The organism is Pseudidiomarina mangrovi, assembly GCF_003999375.1.
GTDB classification, from domain to species: Bacteria; Pseudomonadota; Gammaproteobacteria; order Enterobacterales; family Alteromonadaceae; genus Pseudidiomarina; species Pseudidiomarina mangrovi.
Window position 1 is genome coordinate 177,832 of the sequence record NZ_RJLC01000014.1, and the last position, 14,530, is coordinate 192,361.

Sequence of the window (14,530 nt, forward strand, 5' to 3'; positions counted from 1 at the left end):
GCCAGAATGGCGGCTCACCTTTCTGCAGGAGGTCATTATGGCCTGGCAAGCAATAGTGCCCATCATCATCGCCTCGGTGCTGGTGTTTGCTGCGTTGTTTATTTATTTAATTCGCTTGCAAAACTTCAATCAGCAAATCCAACAAGCCAATAAACGTCTCGCCTTAGCTGAGCATGAGTTGCGCGAAAAAAATGTGCTACTCCACCAAGTATCGGTCACCGATAAGCTCACTGGTGTCTATAATCGGCACCACCTCGATACGGTTTTAGCGGAAGAATTTGAACATGCGCGCCGCTACCACCGCCCACTTTCGCTGGTACTGTTTGATCTGGATCGCTTCAAACGTATCAACGACCAACATGGTCATCAAGTGGGTGATTATGTCCTCACCCAGTTTGCTCGATTAGGCCGTGATAATGTACGTCGAAGCGATACCTTTGGCCGTTGGGGTGGCGAAGAATTTCTGCTGATCTGTCCCGAACTCACCGCGCCGCAAGCCGCCGAAGTTGCTAACAAGATACGGCAGTTGCTCGCCGACCGCCAATGGCAATTAGGCTTCACGCAAACGGTCAGTGCTGGGGTGTGCGAGCGCGGCGATTTACAATCCGTAGACCATTTTATTTCTGCCGTTGACCGGCAACTCTACCGAGCCAAAGCCAGCGGACGTAACACCGTATGTTCTGACAGCAATCAGCCTGTTCCTCACTAATTTTCGTCGTTAAGTTTAGCTTAAGTTTTGCGCGCTACGCTGCACCCATCTTAGTTGATGAGGTGTTTTATGTTGTCGTCTACCGTTGTTAGCGCAAATAGCTCATACCCGCAGTCCATAACTGCCCAGTATGGTTTTCACTATATCGGCCCAAGTCATCCACTGCGGGCGACCATTGAACAATTCATTTGCGCCAAATACTGGCTGTCGTTCGCCGCCTGCCTAGAACAGCTCCCGCTACACCTGATTGCTATTCTTGATCAGCAGCAACAACCGGTTGCCGCCTGTGCTCTAACGCCAGCCGCCGAGCAATCGCTATTCTGTGAACATTATTTACCCCAGCCCGCTGAGCAGCTGATTACTGCTTCGCCACAACAGCCAGTAAGCCGTCAACAGCTGCTGGAGGTAGGCTCCATGGCCTGTGTGGACCACCGTTACTTACCGCTGCTGTTCACCGCGGTCATTCACGCTGCCAATGAGTTGCAACGGCCATGGTTGGTATTTACCGCCACCACGCCGCTGCGCCGTCATCTCAAGCGCTTCAATTTGCCCACCACCGTACTCGGGCAGGCGCTCGATAGTGCGTTACCAACCACCCAACACCAACAGTGGGGCCGTTATTACAGCACCCAGCCATTAGTGGTGAGCGGACACGTTGCGGCCGGTCAATGGCTCTATCAACAGCTTAGCGATCAGGTTGTGTGGGAGTCGTTATGACGCGTGACCAATTTTTCAGCGCTTTACAACGTCACCGCAGCAGTCCAGCAAGACTCTCTGATGACCAGCGCAGCATCAGTTACCAACAGCTGCTGGAGCATGTTGCTCAGCTAGCTGACTGGCTACAAGCACAGCAAATAGAACGCCTCGGCCTGCTCGCTGAAAACAGTCTGGACTGGCTGATCCTCGACTTAGCAGCGTTACAGGCAGGCATTACCTTAGTGCCGGTACCGCCATTTTTTACGCCGACACAGCAGCATGAATTGCTTGAACATGCACAGGTATACCACCTGTTTAGCGACCAATGGCATCGCACTGATCATTGGCAAGCCAGCGCGGCGCCAGCACCGCTCGCTTTAACCTTATGGCATCAAGGCATTTCGAGTGCAGCGGCAGATAGCTGTAAAGTCACCTACACCTCGGGCAGTACCTCGGCCCCCAAAGGTGTGCGCCTCAGTGCGCAGGTGCTGCTACAGACCGTCAGCGCTATTGATCAGGTGCTCCCAGAAGCTATCGCCCAGCGACATTTATGTGTGATGCCGCTGGCGGTGCTGCTGGAAAATATTGCCGGCTGTTGGCTGGCGTTATGGCGCGGTATGAGTATTCATCTGCCGGCGCCGCAATCGGTGGGCTTACTCGGCTCGTCGCAGCTCAATGTCGGGCAATTTTGGCAGGCCATTGCGAACTTTAATGCTGACAGTCTGATCACCACCCCAGCGTTGGCGGCAGCTTTACTTCATGGCATAGCGCAAGGCCAATTAACCGCACAACAGTTTGGTTTTATCGCTGTAGGCGGCGCGGCCGTGCCGCAGCAATTATTAGCCCAAGCGCAAGCGTTACAGGTACCGCTTTATCAGGGCTATGGCCTGTCTGAATGTGGCTCGGTGGTGTGCTTGAATACTCCTAGCGCAAACCGTCCTGGTAGCGTTGGCAAGGCATTACCCGGGCTTTGCTTGAGGTTACACGAGGGCGAATTATTGGTCACCGGGAAGAGTATGGATGGCTATCTGGGCAGCACCAATGAGCCAGCTACCACCCTAGCAACTGGCGATATCGCCAGCATTGATGATGACGGTTATGTCAGCATTCAAGGGCGCAAAAGCAATCTACTTATTACCAGCTTTGGTCGCAATATCTCACCGGAATGGGTCGAAAACTTAGCCGCCCACTCAGCACTATGGTCACAGTTTATGGTGTGTGGTGATGGCTATCCGGGCGTGGTCGCACTGCTCACGCCGACACCAAGCGCTAACCACCAAGATATCGACAGCGCCATTGCAGCAATTAACCATCAGCTGCCTGACTATGCGCAGATCCTGGCATGGCTACCAACCCGCGAACCCTTTAGCGAACGCAATCAACAACTCACCTTTAACAATCGCTTTCGGCGTCAACACATCGTTGCCGCGTATCGCGACTCAATCAACCTGATTTTTGGAGTGTAATATGGCCTTTTTTGAGCAACTTTGTCAGCAAACTAGCACTGAGCAAAACTATCTTTTAGCCGCACCAGCTATTACTGATGCACTGAATGGCACTATTTCAGTAGAGCGCTATGTGGCTTTTTTGACCCAAGCCTACCACCACGTTAAACACACCGTGCCGTTACTCATGGCCGCCGGTGCACGTATGGCCGACCATGAAGAATGGCTGCGTGCTGCCATCGTTGAGTATATCGATGAAGAGTACGGTCATCATGAGTGGATCCTCAACGATATCAAAGCCTGCGGCGGTGATGTTGAGGCGGTACGAAAGTCACAACCACATGCTACTACAGAGCTGATGATTAGCTTTGTTTACGACCAAATCAACCGCAGCCATCCAGCCAGCTTTTTTGGTATGGCGCATGTGCTTGAAGGCACCAGTGTGGCCTTAGCCAGCCAAGCCGCGGCACAGATTCAACAGCAGCTTGGCTTACCTAAGGGCGCCTTTACCTACCTGAATTCTCATGGCGCACTGGACCAAGATCACGTGGCATTCTTTGCTGATTTGATGAACAAATTAACCGACCCGGTGGCACAAAAAGCCATCGTACATACCGCCAAGCGGGTGTATCAGTTGTACGGCGATATGTTCCGCGCCCTACCGCAATAAGGAGATGTGCTGATGAGCCAACTCGATTTTAGTCAACATCATGTGTTGCTCACTGGCGCCAGTGGCGGTGTTGGGCAAGCCCTAGCGACTGAATTGGTGCGCCGCGGTATGCGGGTCACCTTGGTTGCCCGCCCCAGCAGCGCACTGCAGGATTTGGCACAACGGTTAAACCAACAGGTTATTGAACTAGACTTACTCAACGCTGATGCGGCGCAGCAATTACGCCAGTATGCACAACAGTCATTGTCTACCACCCGACCGGTTACCGGCATTATTCATAATGCCGGCAGTGCTTACACACGGTTATTTGAGCACAGTGATTGGCCACAACAGCAGCGTCTGCTGATGCTCAATTTGATGTCTCCCATGGCGATCACGCATGCGTTATTGCCTTATTTAAAGCAGCGCCCTGAAGCCCTAGTTATGACCATTGGCTCAGTCTTTGGTGCTATTGGCTACCCGAGCCAAGCCGCTTACTGTGCCAGTAAGGCCGGCTTGCAACGCTTTACCGAGGCATTGCACCGTGAGTGCAGCGATAGCACCGTGCAGGTATTTCATTGCCAGCCGCGCGCCATCGAAACTGCACTGAACCACGGCGCTATGGCGCAGTTAAACCAGCAACTCGGTAGTGCTGTAGATAGCCCACAATGGGTTGCCCAACAAATTTGCCAACAGCTTCAGCACGGCAAACCGCGCCGAGTGCTTGGCTGGCCAGAGCGTATTTTTGTGCCATTAAACGCGTTATTTCCACGACTGGTTGATGGCGCTTTACGTAAGCCCTATCGGCTGATTTCACAACTACTTAAGGAGCATTACTCATGAATCGTTTGGGTCATTTCATCATTGCTATCGGCCTTAGCTGTGGCGTGTTTTCGAGCTCTGCCAATGAGACCTTTGCGCAGCAACTCCTGCAACTACAAACCGACTGGGCTATCGCTAATTACCAGCAACGCGATGACGCGCAAGAAGCGGCTTTTCAACAGCTGCAACAACAAGCTGCAAGCTTTGTCGCTAGTTATCCGGAGCGTGCTGAAGCCTATATTTGGCAAGGCATTATCTTAAGCACCCAAGCTGGCGTGGTGGGTGGTCTTGGGGCATTGGATTTAGCCGAACAATCGAAGGCCGCGCTTGAACAAGCATTAACTATCGATCCGCTGGCATTAGACGGCTCGGCGTATACCAGTTTAGGCACACTGTACTTCAAAGTACCGGGCTGGCCATTTGGTTTCGGTGACGATGAACTTGCCGCTCAATACTTACAAAAGGCCTTAACCGTCAATGCTAACGGTATCGACGCCAATTACTTTTATGGTGAATTTCTCTATGAAGAAGGTGACTATGCAGAGTCTGCCAAGCACTTAGAAGCAGCGCTTGCAGCTCCGCCGCGGCCGCAGCGCGAGCTAGCCGATCAGCAGCGGCAGCGGGAAATTCGTGAGCTATTAGCCAAGGTTGAAAAAAAGCTCAACAAAGGAAAAGGCAGAAGCTAAGCCCAATGGGCTTAGCTTTTTGGCATTGGACAGGTCGACACGCCAAGTAGCTTATACAAGCCACAAAAGCGAAATACTGCTGTGCCCAAAATCACTAAGCCCAAAATCCACCAGTAATTCCCGTAGACTACGCCGAAAGCAATTAGAGCAAGACCAACAATGGCTCGCAACAGCCGATCAATACCGCCAACATTTGCCATAACAGACCCCTTTAAATTGGTTAACTACCACACCATATATAGCACATAATACCGACTACTATCATCGTGACTGAGGATTATTTATGGCGACTATGATCGTTGCGTGCCCACACTGCCACAGTAAAAATCGCTTACCTGTTGATAGGCCCAAAGCTGACGCCCAATGCGGTCGTTGCAAGCAACCGCTATTTACCGGCAAAGCCTTTGCCGTGACGGCTGATCAGTTACCGGCACATCGCGATAGTGATTTACCCGTGGTGATTGATTTTTGGGCGAGTTGGTGCGGTCCCTGCCAGCAACTTGCGCCGATATTCGAACAAGTTGCAGCTAAATTTTCCGAACAGGCGCGATTTATCAAGATCAGTACGGAGCAACAACCAACCGTAGCTCAGCATTTTGGTATTCGTAGTATTCCAACCTTGTTAGTGCTTAAGAACGGTCAGGAAATTGCCCGTCAAGCAGGAGCTATGTCGGCTAGCCAGTTCAGCCAATGGTTGGGGCAGGTATTACGCTGACCGCGTCGGTATCGCACTGCGGATGATAAATGGCATAACTATAGCCGCCCACCTGTGCCAGCGAAGCATGCGCCAGCAGTGGCTCTGATTGACGTTGTAACACCTCAAGTAACTTACCCTGCTCAGCCTTAACCACCGCTTCAGCCAAATTCCAGCGCTGGGCGCGCGCCAAAGAACTACTGCCGACGTTGTGCATCATGCCGTGCTGATATTTAGCCACGACTGGGCTAGTTTGCCAGCGCGCGGCATCAACACGTTCAATATCAAGCCCAAAGGGCTGCTGGCCATCACTCAGTCCCACCAGTACTGCATTATCGGTGTGCGCAATTGAGCAACTCAATAGCTGTTCGCCGAGCAGCAAATAGGGCGCTCCACTGGGGTATTTGCGGATCTCTAACGGCAACTCGGTGGTGACGAATTCAGATACCAGCCAGCGCAATAGTGCACGTGCAGCAAGAAACTGCTGTTGCCGCGGTGGGTGGGTATAGCGCTGTGCCTGCTGCTGATCAGCGGCGGTGAGGTGACCACCAAGCCAGGCTTGCTGCGCCGCAATATCAATACAGTAGCACGCCATAATGGCCATAATCGAAACACTCAGTGGCTGCAAATATGCGCCTAAACTAGCGGCTTCGGTAGCTTGTGGTCAAGTCTCTATTCCCAGCGCAAGGTAATACCAAGTTTGATGAGCTGCTTGGTCTCGGCAGCTAAGTCAGCAATCAACGTTGGATTAGCCCGCCCCTGTGGCGTTAACGTCAGTAACAGCACATCTTTGCTGGCAAAGGTTTTGAACAATAACTGCGAGGTTTGTCGGTCGGTATTAAAAATCACCGCTAAGCGCAACAGGGCTAATAAGCGCAGCACATCATGTTGGTGATACAGTTGCAGCTCAGGAATATCAATCAGCTCAACTTTCTTACGATAATGGCGCACCAACGCCGCTAACAACGCTTGCTGTTCTTTGTTAAAGCCCGGCATATCACTGTTCTGTAAAATATACCCAGCATGACGCTGTCGCGCACTAAAGTTAATTTGCAAACCAACCTCATGCAGCAGTGCACCCCAACTGAGTAATTGCCGCCATTGACTATCCTGCAAACGCCATTCTTTAGCCACTTGTTCAAGTAAATCTAAGGCGGTTTGTTGCACCCGCGTAGCTTGCTCGCGGTCAATACTGTAGCGCAGTGCAAGGCTTTCAATGGTGCGTTGACGCACATCATCGTGATGCAGCACCTGCTCGGCCAACTCATACAATACACCTTCACGTAACGCCGCATCATGTGGTTCCAACTGGTCAATATCGAGCTCTTCCATAAGACCTAGCAAAATCGCCAGACCACCGGCAATCACGCCAATACGCTCGCCATCTACACCAGCTAGTTGCATGCCCTCAAGTTGGCTATGCGATAGCAATTCTTCGGCACAGCTATGCAGCCCCTCACGGGTAATCAAATGACTAGTTTGCCCAGCTTTACTGCCGGCCCACTGGGCAATAGCACGAATAGTACCTGAGGTTCCGATCACCTGATCTTTGGCGAATTTGCGCAGTTCAGCGGCCACTGGCTCAAGGGTTCGGCGCGTTGCTACCAAGGCTTTATCAAAGCGCTTTTTGGTGATTTTACCGTCGGCGAAGAAGCTCTCGGTATAGCTGATACAGCCCATGCTCACCGATACCAACTTAGTCGCATTGAAGCCTTTACCGCCGGCGAACTCGGTACTGCCACCGCCAATATCAATGACTAAGCGCTTACCCTCACTGACCGTAGTTTGCGCCACCCCGGTATAAATCAAACGCGCTTCTTCGTGACCAGAGATAATCTCAATGGGAAAGGCCAGTACGCTGGCCGCTTTCGCGAGAAAAATATCGCTATTGAGCGCCTCTCGGAAGGTATGTGTGGCAACCACCCGTACTTGCTCGGGACTGAACCCTTGCAGCTTTTGCGCACACACAGCCAGCGCTTCAAGACCACGCTGCATGGCTTTATTACTGAGCTGTTGGTGCTTGAATCCAGCCCCCATGCGCACTCGCTGCTTTAAGCGCAGCAACGGCTGCAAGCTATGATTATCAACCCGCGCAATTAGCAAGTGAAAGCTATTTGAACCTAAATCAAGCGCCGCAAACTGCGGTAAATCAGAGTTATCAAGGCTAGGCAGGTGTGGGTCGGTCATGATTTTGACTCTGTCAGTTGGCGTTTTAACAGGCTATAAATGGCTTTCTGCGCGCGAACCTTACGTTTTTTCGGCGTCACATAGGCATTACTTTGCTCAGCATCAATGACTCGTGCTTTGCAGTTGTCATGCCATTGCAACTCCATAATGCTCTCTATTGTAGCGCGGGCCTGCTCGTCATAAATAGGACAACTGGCTTCAACCCGGCGGTCTATATTGCGCTTCATCCAATCTGCCGATGAGATATAGATACGCTGCTGACCGCCATTATGAAACATAAACACGCGTGCATGCTCCAGCAGGCGATCAACGATACTACGCACTTCAATCAGTTCACTGAGCCCAGGAACACCGGCTCGCAAGGCACACATACCGCGCACTAATGCCCGAATACGCACCCCAGCACGGCTAGCGCGATAGAGCCGGACAATTAAGGCTTCATCCACTAAATTATTCACCTTAATGAAAATTTCCGCAGGCTGACCATGCTGCGCTGCGCTGATTTCCGCATCAATGGCGGCCTCAAGGCACTCACGGGTATTGACCGGTGACACTAACAGTTCATGGAAGTCGTAACGCCGGTAGGGCTGCTCTAAATAGTGAAATACTTGCTCAATTTCATGGCAAATGGTTGGATGCGCGGTGAACAAGCCAAAGTCGGTGTAAATTTCTGCGGTTTTCTCATTGAAGTTACCGGTGCCGAGGTAGCCATAGCGCCGAACTTGGCCTTGTTCCATACGCTGCACCAGCAGCAACTTAGCGTGCGCTTTGAGGCCCTGAATACCAAACAGCACACGGATACCCGCATCGGTCATTTCTTTTGACCACTCAATATTGGCTTCTTCGTCAAAACGGGCACGCAATTCCACCATTACCGTAACATGTTTACCGTTTCGCACCGCATCCATAAGCGCATGAATCAAGCGTGAATCACGGGCCACGCGATAGATGCAAATAGCAATACGGGTAACGGCGGGATCGTAAGCCGCTTGGCGAACGAATTCGGTCACCGCAGCAAAGCTATGATAGGGGAAATACAGTAACACATCGGCTGCCGCAATATTGGCAAACACATTAGCGTGCTTGGTCATACCCGGATGCTGCAACGGCTGTTGATTTGGGTTGACTAAATTAGCCGCCCCCAGTTGCTGAAACTGGGCGAAATCACGGGTATTACGATAACGACCACCGCCAACAATCGAGTCATAGGCATCCATATCTAAACCATCGCAGAGAAAACGCAACATCCGGCCTGGCATGCGCTTGTCATACACCAGCCGCACCGGGTCAGCGCGAAAACGTTGTTTGATACCCTCTTCCATGCGCTCCAAAATACTTTGGTCGATATCGTGTGGCACCCGATAATCAGCATCGCGCGTCACTTTGAAGGAAAAATAGGTCAGCTCATCAAACGCCACTATACCGGCAAATAAATCGGGCAAATGACTAGCGACCACATGATCCAGTAGCGTCACACTCACCACTTTACTGCCACGCCGGCGCGGCAACTCGACAAAACGATGCAGATGGTCGGTCGGTACTTCAATGGCGGCGTAGCTGAGCTGTTGCTGATGATTCAGCTCTACAAACAAGTAAATGCGGTCTTGCTTCAGAATTTGCACTAAATCGCTGCGCTCATTCAGCAGCAGCGGTACCACATGACGCTTCACCTTGTCGTGAAAATAGGCGGCGAGCCACAAGCGCTGATTATCGTTGAGTTGGCTGTCGTCGAGTATATGCACATGGTTATCGGCAAGGGCACTCAGCACTTGCGCATAAACCCGATCAAACTGCTCTTGTAGGGTCATTACTTTTTGCTGAATACGGGTGAGAAGCTGACTGGCGTCATCGCGTTCTTCGCTACTTGGCGCAAAGTAAATTGCGCGTCGGACGTCAGCCACCCGCACCTGGAAAAACTCATCCATATTGTTGGAGAAAATGCCTAAAAAGCGCATCCGCTCAATCACCGGAACGCTCACATCGGCCGCTTCTTGCAGCACTCTTTCGTTAAAGGCTAACCAACTAAGTTCTTGCTGATAAAACTTCATGTTACCGCGCTATGCCGCTGAGATAGCACTATCCTAGCGGCTTAAACGTGGATAAATATGACGCTTTTATGACATTTTGCGGATTACTGTGTAATTACAGCTCATTACAATAAATTCAGCGGTAGTTTGAGGTACACCTTGCCGCTATCGTCAGCGGGTGGCAGGTTACCAGCGCGAATATTCACCTGAATTGAAGGCAAGATCAGGCGCGGCATAGGTAAGGTAGCATCGCGCGCTTCACGCATAGTGACAAATTCAGCTTGGCTAATACCCTCTTTGACATGTTTGCTATGGCGTTTTTGTGCACCTACAGTGGTCATATATTCATGACCGCGGTCGGAACCCTCGGGTGGATAGTCATGACAGACATAAATTTGCGTGGTCTCGGGTAGTGCCAGTATTTTCTCAATGGACGTGTACAGAATAGCTGCACTGCCGCCAGGGAAATCACAGCGTGCGGTACCCACATCTGGCATGAACAAGGTATCACCAACAAACGCTAGCTGCTCATCGACAATATAGGCTAAATCAGCTGGGGTGTGGCCTGGCGTATGTAGCACGCGAACCTGTAAATGGCCTATCTGAAAGCGCTCATCATCGGCAAATAACCGATCAAATTGTGCGCCATTGGGCAAAAACTCTTTTTCGAGGTTAAACACCTCTTTAAAGATTTTTTGTACCTCACGAATATGTTCACCAATACCAATCAAACCGCCCAATTGCTGCTTGATAAATGGTGCAGCAGAGAGATGGTCGGCATGGGCGTGAGTTTCTAAGATCCATTGCAGCTGTAATTTATGTTCAACAATATAATCGACCAAACGCTGGGCGCCCTTGGTGCTGGTGCGGCCTGATTTATAATCAAAGTCGAGCACCGGGTCGATCACCGCTGCCTGTTTGGAGTCGGGGCAAAACACTACATAGCTAAAGGTTTCGCTATCATCGTCAAGAAAGGCTTTGACTACGGCATTACTCATGATGGACTCCTTCTGCTGGCTTATGATTAAGGCTACCACTGTCCTAGTTAAGTCAAAACTAAAATAATGGATCAGTCAAAAAAAAGCGACCCGTAGGTCGCTTGGTATCGTCACGCCGATGATTTAAAAGGTATAACGAACACCCGCCATAGCGACTACTGGGTCGATGCGAACATCAACGGTTTGTACTGTAGCACCATTGACTTTCACCGAGCCAACCGTGTCGATATCCATTTTACTGACCATAAAATGTAAGCCCCAGTTATCATCTAACTTCACATTCACCCCAGCTTGCAAGGCATAGCCCCAGCTATTTTTGAGGGTTAAGCTAATATCGTCGGCAGGCGTGGTAGCGCCCAAATCTTGCAAGGCACTCACTAACGCGCCATCGGCTTTTTCACTGAAAAACCAAGTGTAGTTCAGCCCCACCCCAACAAACGGGTCAAAGCGGTCATTGCTCATTGGGAAATGGTACTGTGCCAACAAGGTGGGTGGTAAATGCTTGGTTTTACCAACTTTGAGGCCGGCCAAAGCACCATCTGCATAAATATCATGACTAAATGGCGTTGCGGCAATCAACTCCACCGTCCACTCAGGGCTAACTTTATAATCAAAGGTTAAACCTAGCTGAGTATTGGTATTAACGTTAACGCCGGTCGATCCTGCTGGTAAGCTGGCAAGCTGCTCAACAACATTCAATGAGCCGCTGCTATCATTGGGCATCACCCCAATTGCCCCCACGTTTACGCTAATATCGGCCAGCGCCGGAGTTACGGCAAAGGCTATAGCTAACGCGCCAGCAACATACGATTTTTTCATCTCACTACTCCTTGGGTCACCTAAATGGTTGGTATACCCACATTGTACTTAGGGAAAAGATGCCAGATGTTGATCGCGATCAACTAAATCAGCGGCTTTAGGTAACTTTCACCCAAATATCCGTGCTGATGGTAAAACTAGATTATCAACCCTAACTCGCGCTAGAATTGCTGCCTAAATTTTACCTGAACGCGAGAGTTTGTTATGGGTCGTGCTTATCAAAACCGTAAAGAGTCGATGGCAAAAACCGCCACCGCAAAAAGCAAAGTGTATAGCAAATATGGTCGGCAAATTTATGTGGTGGCCAAACAAGGTGGCACCGACCCATCGGGTAACCTGTCGCTGCGTAGCTTGATCGATAGCGCCAAGAAGGACCAAGTACCTGCCCACGTGATTGAAAAAGCGTTGGATAAAGCCAAAGGTGGTGCCGGCGAAGATTATGCGCCAGCTGTATACGAAGGTTTTGGCCCGGGTAACGTGATGGTGATGGTTGAGGCATTAACCGATAACCCAAACCGTACCATTACCGAAGTACGCAACTGCTTTACCAAAACCAAAGCTAAAATTGGCGCACCGGGTAGTGTTGCGCACATGTTTGACCATGTCGCTATTTTAGTCTTTCACGGTATTGACGAAGATACTGCACTTGAAGCATTGATGATGGGTGATGTGGACGTTACTGACATTGAAGCCGATGGCGATAAAATCACGGTATTTGCTCCGCACACTGAGTCGCATAAAGCCAAATTAGCATTATTTGAAGCGTTTCCAGATTTGAGCTTTGAGGTGGATGAAATTCAGTACTTACCGCACGTTATGACCGATGTCAGCGGTGATGATATTGCTATGTTTGAGAAGTTTTTAGACATGCTCAACGACTGTGACGACGTACAAAACGTCTACCACAACGCGCAATACTAGTTGCTAACCACGCGGTTTCGGCCGCTGGCTTTGGCTTGATAGAGCGCTTTATCAGCCCGCCGTAATAGGTCGGTGGGCTCATCACCTATACTGTACAGCGTCACCCCAAACGAAATGGTTAAGCGGCCAAACTCGCTATGCTGGTGGTGCAAATCCAGTTCTGCCACAGCCAAACGTGCTTGCTCAGCGAGTTGCCGCGCCTGCTCAAGCGCATGCGTTGGCACCAAAACAGCCAATTCCTCACCGCCATAGCGATACACCCGTCCCGCCTCAATACTCTGCACCAAACAACTAGCGATCGCTTGCAAGGCAATATCACCTGCTTCATGGCCGTAGTTATCGTTGTAGCCTTTGAAATGATCGACATCACCCAATAACAAGGCCACTGCATGGCTCGGTTGCTGCGTACATAATGCGTCGATGTCGCGGTCTAAGGCTCGGCGGTTAAATAAGCCGGTTAAGCCATCCAAATGCGCCATCTGCGCCAACTTCTCATTGGCCTGCTGCAGTTGTTCAGTGCGTTTGGTGACTTCACGTTCCAGCGTCTCCTGCTCAATACTGATATGCTGTGACATGTCCCGTAAGGTGCGCGCTAGTAAGCCAATCTCATTGTTGACCGCCACCGGTAAACGAATGTCACCACTCGCTATGGTCTGATAGTGGCCACGACTTACCGCCTCTGCCGCGTGTTGGAGTTGTTGTAACGGGCGACTTATGCGATGCCGAACAAACAGCCATACCACTAATAACACCGCGAGCAATAGCGCCGCACCCAGACCGGCAATGGAGAGAGACGCAGTCATCGCCTCGGTACGAATCATTGCTAGCGGATAGCGCGTGACATGATACCAGTTAGGCCCCGCCACAAAAGTTACGACCAACAGTGATTCACCATCACTACTTTGCAAAAATTGCTGCGGCCCTGAAGCCTGCGGAGGGTTATCACGAATTTGCTGATAGAGCGCTGCTAAGGGCTCAAGACCGGGCTTATTGACATCGATAATACCAATATACTCGTTATTCTCTTGGTAGCGCTGCGGCCCCGCCACCAGCTGGCTTTGTTGATTAAAGATATAATACTCAACGGCCGGGGTTGAATCGCTGACCAAGGCGTTCATGACATCATCCACATAAACATCATGACTCGGTGTGATCAAGTGACGGCCCTGATAATCCACTGGGCGTTGATAGGTGATCACCCAATGCCCTGCTGACTCATCAAAATAAAGACCTGTCCAGTTGGGTATGCGCTGCGGATTATTCGCCTGCAGCGTAGAGCCAACAACCGCATATGCAGTGATATCCAAATCAGCTCGAGCCAATAAGCCCCACGCACTCTCTGGCCAATAATTCAACAATACGTTTTCGGGCATGGTGACATGGGTATTGGCAAAGCGGTGCTGCCAGGCTGGACCAAGCTGATTGAGCAATTCTAATGCTAACATAATCCGTGCTTGTAACTCCTCGTCACGAGGTTTCGACCACGGCCCAATAAAAGCGCTCAAGGCCTGCCAATACACGTTATCGAGGGTAACTCCAGTATGAAAGCGTTGCTGCAGCCGCCGCACTCCGGGTGACGTTTCGTCAGTCCATTGCTGATAGCGTTGCAGTAATTGTGGATCGTTCTGGCGAGCGGTATACGCTGACACAAACAACTGCGCAAAGGTTGCAGTTGTTTGTTCAGCTTCAATAAAGAAGTTACGCCCAGCTTGCACGCGTTGCTCAGCAAGCAGGGCCATATTAGCGATTTGCTGGTCACGTGTTTGCGCCATTGAGGCCCAAAATACCGCACCCGTGACCAATGTCACCAATAATGCTGACCAGACAAAAATTTGCCTTAACAGCTGCCTACTGAGCGCAAACTGCTGCACTAATCA

The 14,530-nt window shown here is 50.8% G+C and carries 15 protein-coding genes; 8 read left to right on the forward strand and 7 right to left on the reverse strand.

Features of this window, described 5'->3' with window-relative positions; translation table 11 throughout:
* Nucleotides 1-37: 37 nt before the first annotated feature.
* The 6 genes from EFO84_RS06610 to EFO84_RS06635 all read left to right on the forward strand — a co-directional run bounded on the left by EFO84_RS06610 (nucleotide 38) and on the right by EFO84_RS06635 (nucleotide 5,007).
* Nucleotides 38-709, forward strand: a complete 672-nt coding sequence (locus EFO84_RS06610) for a GGDEF domain-containing protein (protein WP_164742395.1) — start codon at nucleotides 38-40, stop codon at nucleotides 707-709.
* A 69-nt stretch (nucleotides 710-778) separates the two neighbouring features.
* Complete coding sequence (locus EFO84_RS06615) at nucleotides 779-1,426, forward strand: thermostable hemolysin (RefSeq protein WP_164742396.1); 648 nt, start codon at nucleotides 779-781, stop codon at nucleotides 1,424-1,426.
* On the forward strand, nucleotides 1,423-2,871 hold the full coding sequence (locus EFO84_RS06620) for an AMP-binding protein (RefSeq protein ID WP_127347260.1): 1,449 nt from the start codon (nucleotides 1,423-1,425) through the stop codon (nucleotides 2,869-2,871). Before EFO84_RS06615 ends, EFO84_RS06620 begins: the two co-directional genes overlap by 4 nt.
* A gap of 1 nt (nucleotide 2,872) precedes the next feature.
* A complete protein-coding gene (locus EFO84_RS06625) occupies nucleotides 2,873-3,520 on the forward strand; it encodes an iron-containing redox enzyme family protein (protein ID WP_127347261.1) in 648 nt (215 codons plus the stop codon).
* 12 nt (nucleotides 3,521-3,532) lie between these two features.
* The gene (locus EFO84_RS06630) at nucleotides 3,533-4,342 is read left to right on the forward strand and encodes an SDR family oxidoreductase (protein WP_127347262.1); all 810 of its coding nucleotides are present in this window, start codon (nucleotides 3,533-3,535) and stop codon (nucleotides 4,340-4,342) included.
* Nucleotides 4,339-5,007, forward strand: coding sequence for a tetratricopeptide repeat protein (locus EFO84_RS06635; protein ID WP_127347263.1), 669 nt, complete (start codon nucleotides 4,339-4,341; stop codon nucleotides 5,005-5,007). The genes EFO84_RS06630 and EFO84_RS06635 overlap by 4 nt, the downstream gene beginning before the upstream one ends.
* Nucleotides 5,008-5,018: 11 nt before the next feature.
* Here the strand turns inward: EFO84_RS06635 and EFO84_RS06640 are convergent, their stop codons facing one another.
* Complete coding sequence (locus EFO84_RS06640) at nucleotides 5,019-5,207, reverse strand: YgaP family membrane protein (protein WP_127347264.1); 189 nt, start codon at nucleotides 5,205-5,207, stop codon at nucleotides 5,019-5,021.
* An 83-nt stretch (nucleotides 5,208-5,290) separates the two neighbouring features.
* Here EFO84_RS06640 and trxC point away from each other — a divergent pair, with 83 nt between their 5' ends.
* On the forward strand, nucleotides 5,291-5,722 hold the full coding sequence (gene trxC / locus EFO84_RS06645; protein ID WP_348534532.1) for a thioredoxin TrxC: 432 nt from the start codon (nucleotides 5,291-5,293) through the stop codon (nucleotides 5,720-5,722).
* Here the strand turns inward: trxC and EFO84_RS06650 are convergent.
* The 5 genes from EFO84_RS06650 to EFO84_RS06670 form a co-directional block, all read right to left on the reverse strand.
* On the reverse strand, nucleotides 5,691-6,305 hold the full coding sequence (locus EFO84_RS06650) for a 4'-phosphopantetheinyl transferase family protein (protein WP_164742397.1): 615 nt from the start codon (nucleotides 6,303-6,305) through the stop codon (nucleotides 5,691-5,693). The two genes, trxC and EFO84_RS06650, sit on opposite strands and share 32 nt — an antisense overlap.
* A 68-nt stretch (nucleotides 6,306-6,373) precedes the next feature.
* Entirely contained in the window at nucleotides 6,374-7,888 is a 1,515-nt protein-coding gene (locus EFO84_RS06655; RefSeq protein WP_127347266.1) for a Ppx/GppA phosphatase family protein, read from the reverse strand.
* Complete coding sequence (gene ppk1 / locus EFO84_RS06660) at nucleotides 7,885-9,936, reverse strand: polyphosphate kinase 1 (protein WP_127347267.1); 2,052 nt, start codon at nucleotides 9,934-9,936, stop codon at nucleotides 7,885-7,887. Before ppk1 ends, EFO84_RS06655 begins: the two co-directional genes overlap by 4 nt.
* A 104-nt stretch (nucleotides 9,937-10,040) precedes the next feature.
* A complete protein-coding gene (locus EFO84_RS06665; RefSeq protein ID WP_431355323.1) occupies nucleotides 10,041-10,916 on the reverse strand; it encodes an MBL fold metallo-hydrolase in 876 nt (291 codons plus the stop codon).
* 120 nt (nucleotides 10,917-11,036) lie between these two features.
* Nucleotides 11,037-11,732 carry an OmpW/AlkL family protein gene (locus tag EFO84_RS06670; protein ID WP_127347269.1) on the reverse strand — a complete coding sequence of 232 codons (696 nt, stop codon included), beginning with the start codon at nucleotides 11,730-11,732 and terminating at the stop codon, nucleotides 11,037-11,039.
* 204 nt (nucleotides 11,733-11,936) lie between these two features.
* Between EFO84_RS06670 and EFO84_RS06675 the strand changes: the two genes are divergently transcribed.
* Nucleotides 11,937-12,653 carry a YebC/PmpR family DNA-binding transcriptional regulator gene (locus EFO84_RS06675; protein ID WP_127347270.1) on the forward strand — a complete coding sequence of 239 codons (717 nt, stop codon included), beginning with the start codon at nucleotides 11,937-11,939 and terminating at the stop codon, nucleotides 12,651-12,653.
* Here EFO84_RS06675 and EFO84_RS06680 read toward each other — a convergent pair.
* A complete protein-coding gene (locus tag EFO84_RS06680; protein ID WP_127347271.1) occupies nucleotides 12,650-14,524 on the reverse strand; it encodes a GGDEF domain-containing protein in 1,875 nt (624 codons plus the stop codon). The genes EFO84_RS06675 and EFO84_RS06680 overlap by 4 nt on opposite strands.
* Between the last annotated feature and the right edge of the window lie 6 nt (nucleotides 14,525-14,530).

Coding starts and splice junctions, on each gene's coding strand:
- EFO84_RS06625 (WP_127347261.1), top strand. CDS start 2,873: ATGGCCTTTTTTGAGCAACTTTGTCAGCAAACTAGCACTGAGCAAAAC.
- trxC (WP_348534532.1), top strand. CDS start 5,291: ATGGCGACTATGATCGTTGCGTGCCCACACTGCCACAGTAAAAATCGC.
- EFO84_RS06640 (WP_127347264.1), bottom strand. CDS start 5,207: ATGGCAAATGTTGGCGGTATTGATCGGCTGTTGCGAGCCATTGTTGGT.
- EFO84_RS06620 (WP_127347260.1), top strand. CDS start 1,423: ATGACGCGTGACCAATTTTTCAGCGCTTTACAACGTCACCGCAGCAGT.
- EFO84_RS06655 (WP_127347266.1), bottom strand. CDS start 7,888: ATGACCGACCCACACCTGCCTAGCCTTGATAACTCTGATTTACCGCAG.
- EFO84_RS06670 (WP_127347269.1), bottom strand. CDS start 11,732: ATGAAAAAATCGTATGTTGCTGGCGCGTTAGCTATAGCCTTTGCCGTA.
- EFO84_RS06630 (WP_127347262.1), top strand. CDS start 3,533: ATGAGCCAACTCGATTTTAGTCAACATCATGTGTTGCTCACTGGCGCC.
- EFO84_RS06675 (WP_127347270.1), top strand. CDS start 11,937: ATGGGTCGTGCTTATCAAAACCGTAAAGAGTCGATGGCAAAAACCGCC.
- EFO84_RS06615 (WP_164742396.1), top strand. CDS start 779: ATGTTGTCGTCTACCGTTGTTAGCGCAAATAGCTCATACCCGCAGTCC.
- EFO84_RS06650 (WP_164742397.1), bottom strand. CDS start 6,305: ATGGCCATTATGGCGTGCTACTGTATTGATATTGCGGCGCAGCAAGCC.
- EFO84_RS06635 (WP_127347263.1), top strand. CDS start 4,339: ATGAATCGTTTGGGTCATTTCATCATTGCTATCGGCCTTAGCTGTGGC.
- ppk1 (WP_127347267.1), bottom strand. CDS start 9,936: ATGAAGTTTTATCAGCAAGAACTTAGTTGGTTAGCCTTTAACGAAAGA.
- EFO84_RS06610 (WP_164742395.1), top strand. CDS start 38: ATGGCCTGGCAAGCAATAGTGCCCATCATCATCGCCTCGGTGCTGGTG.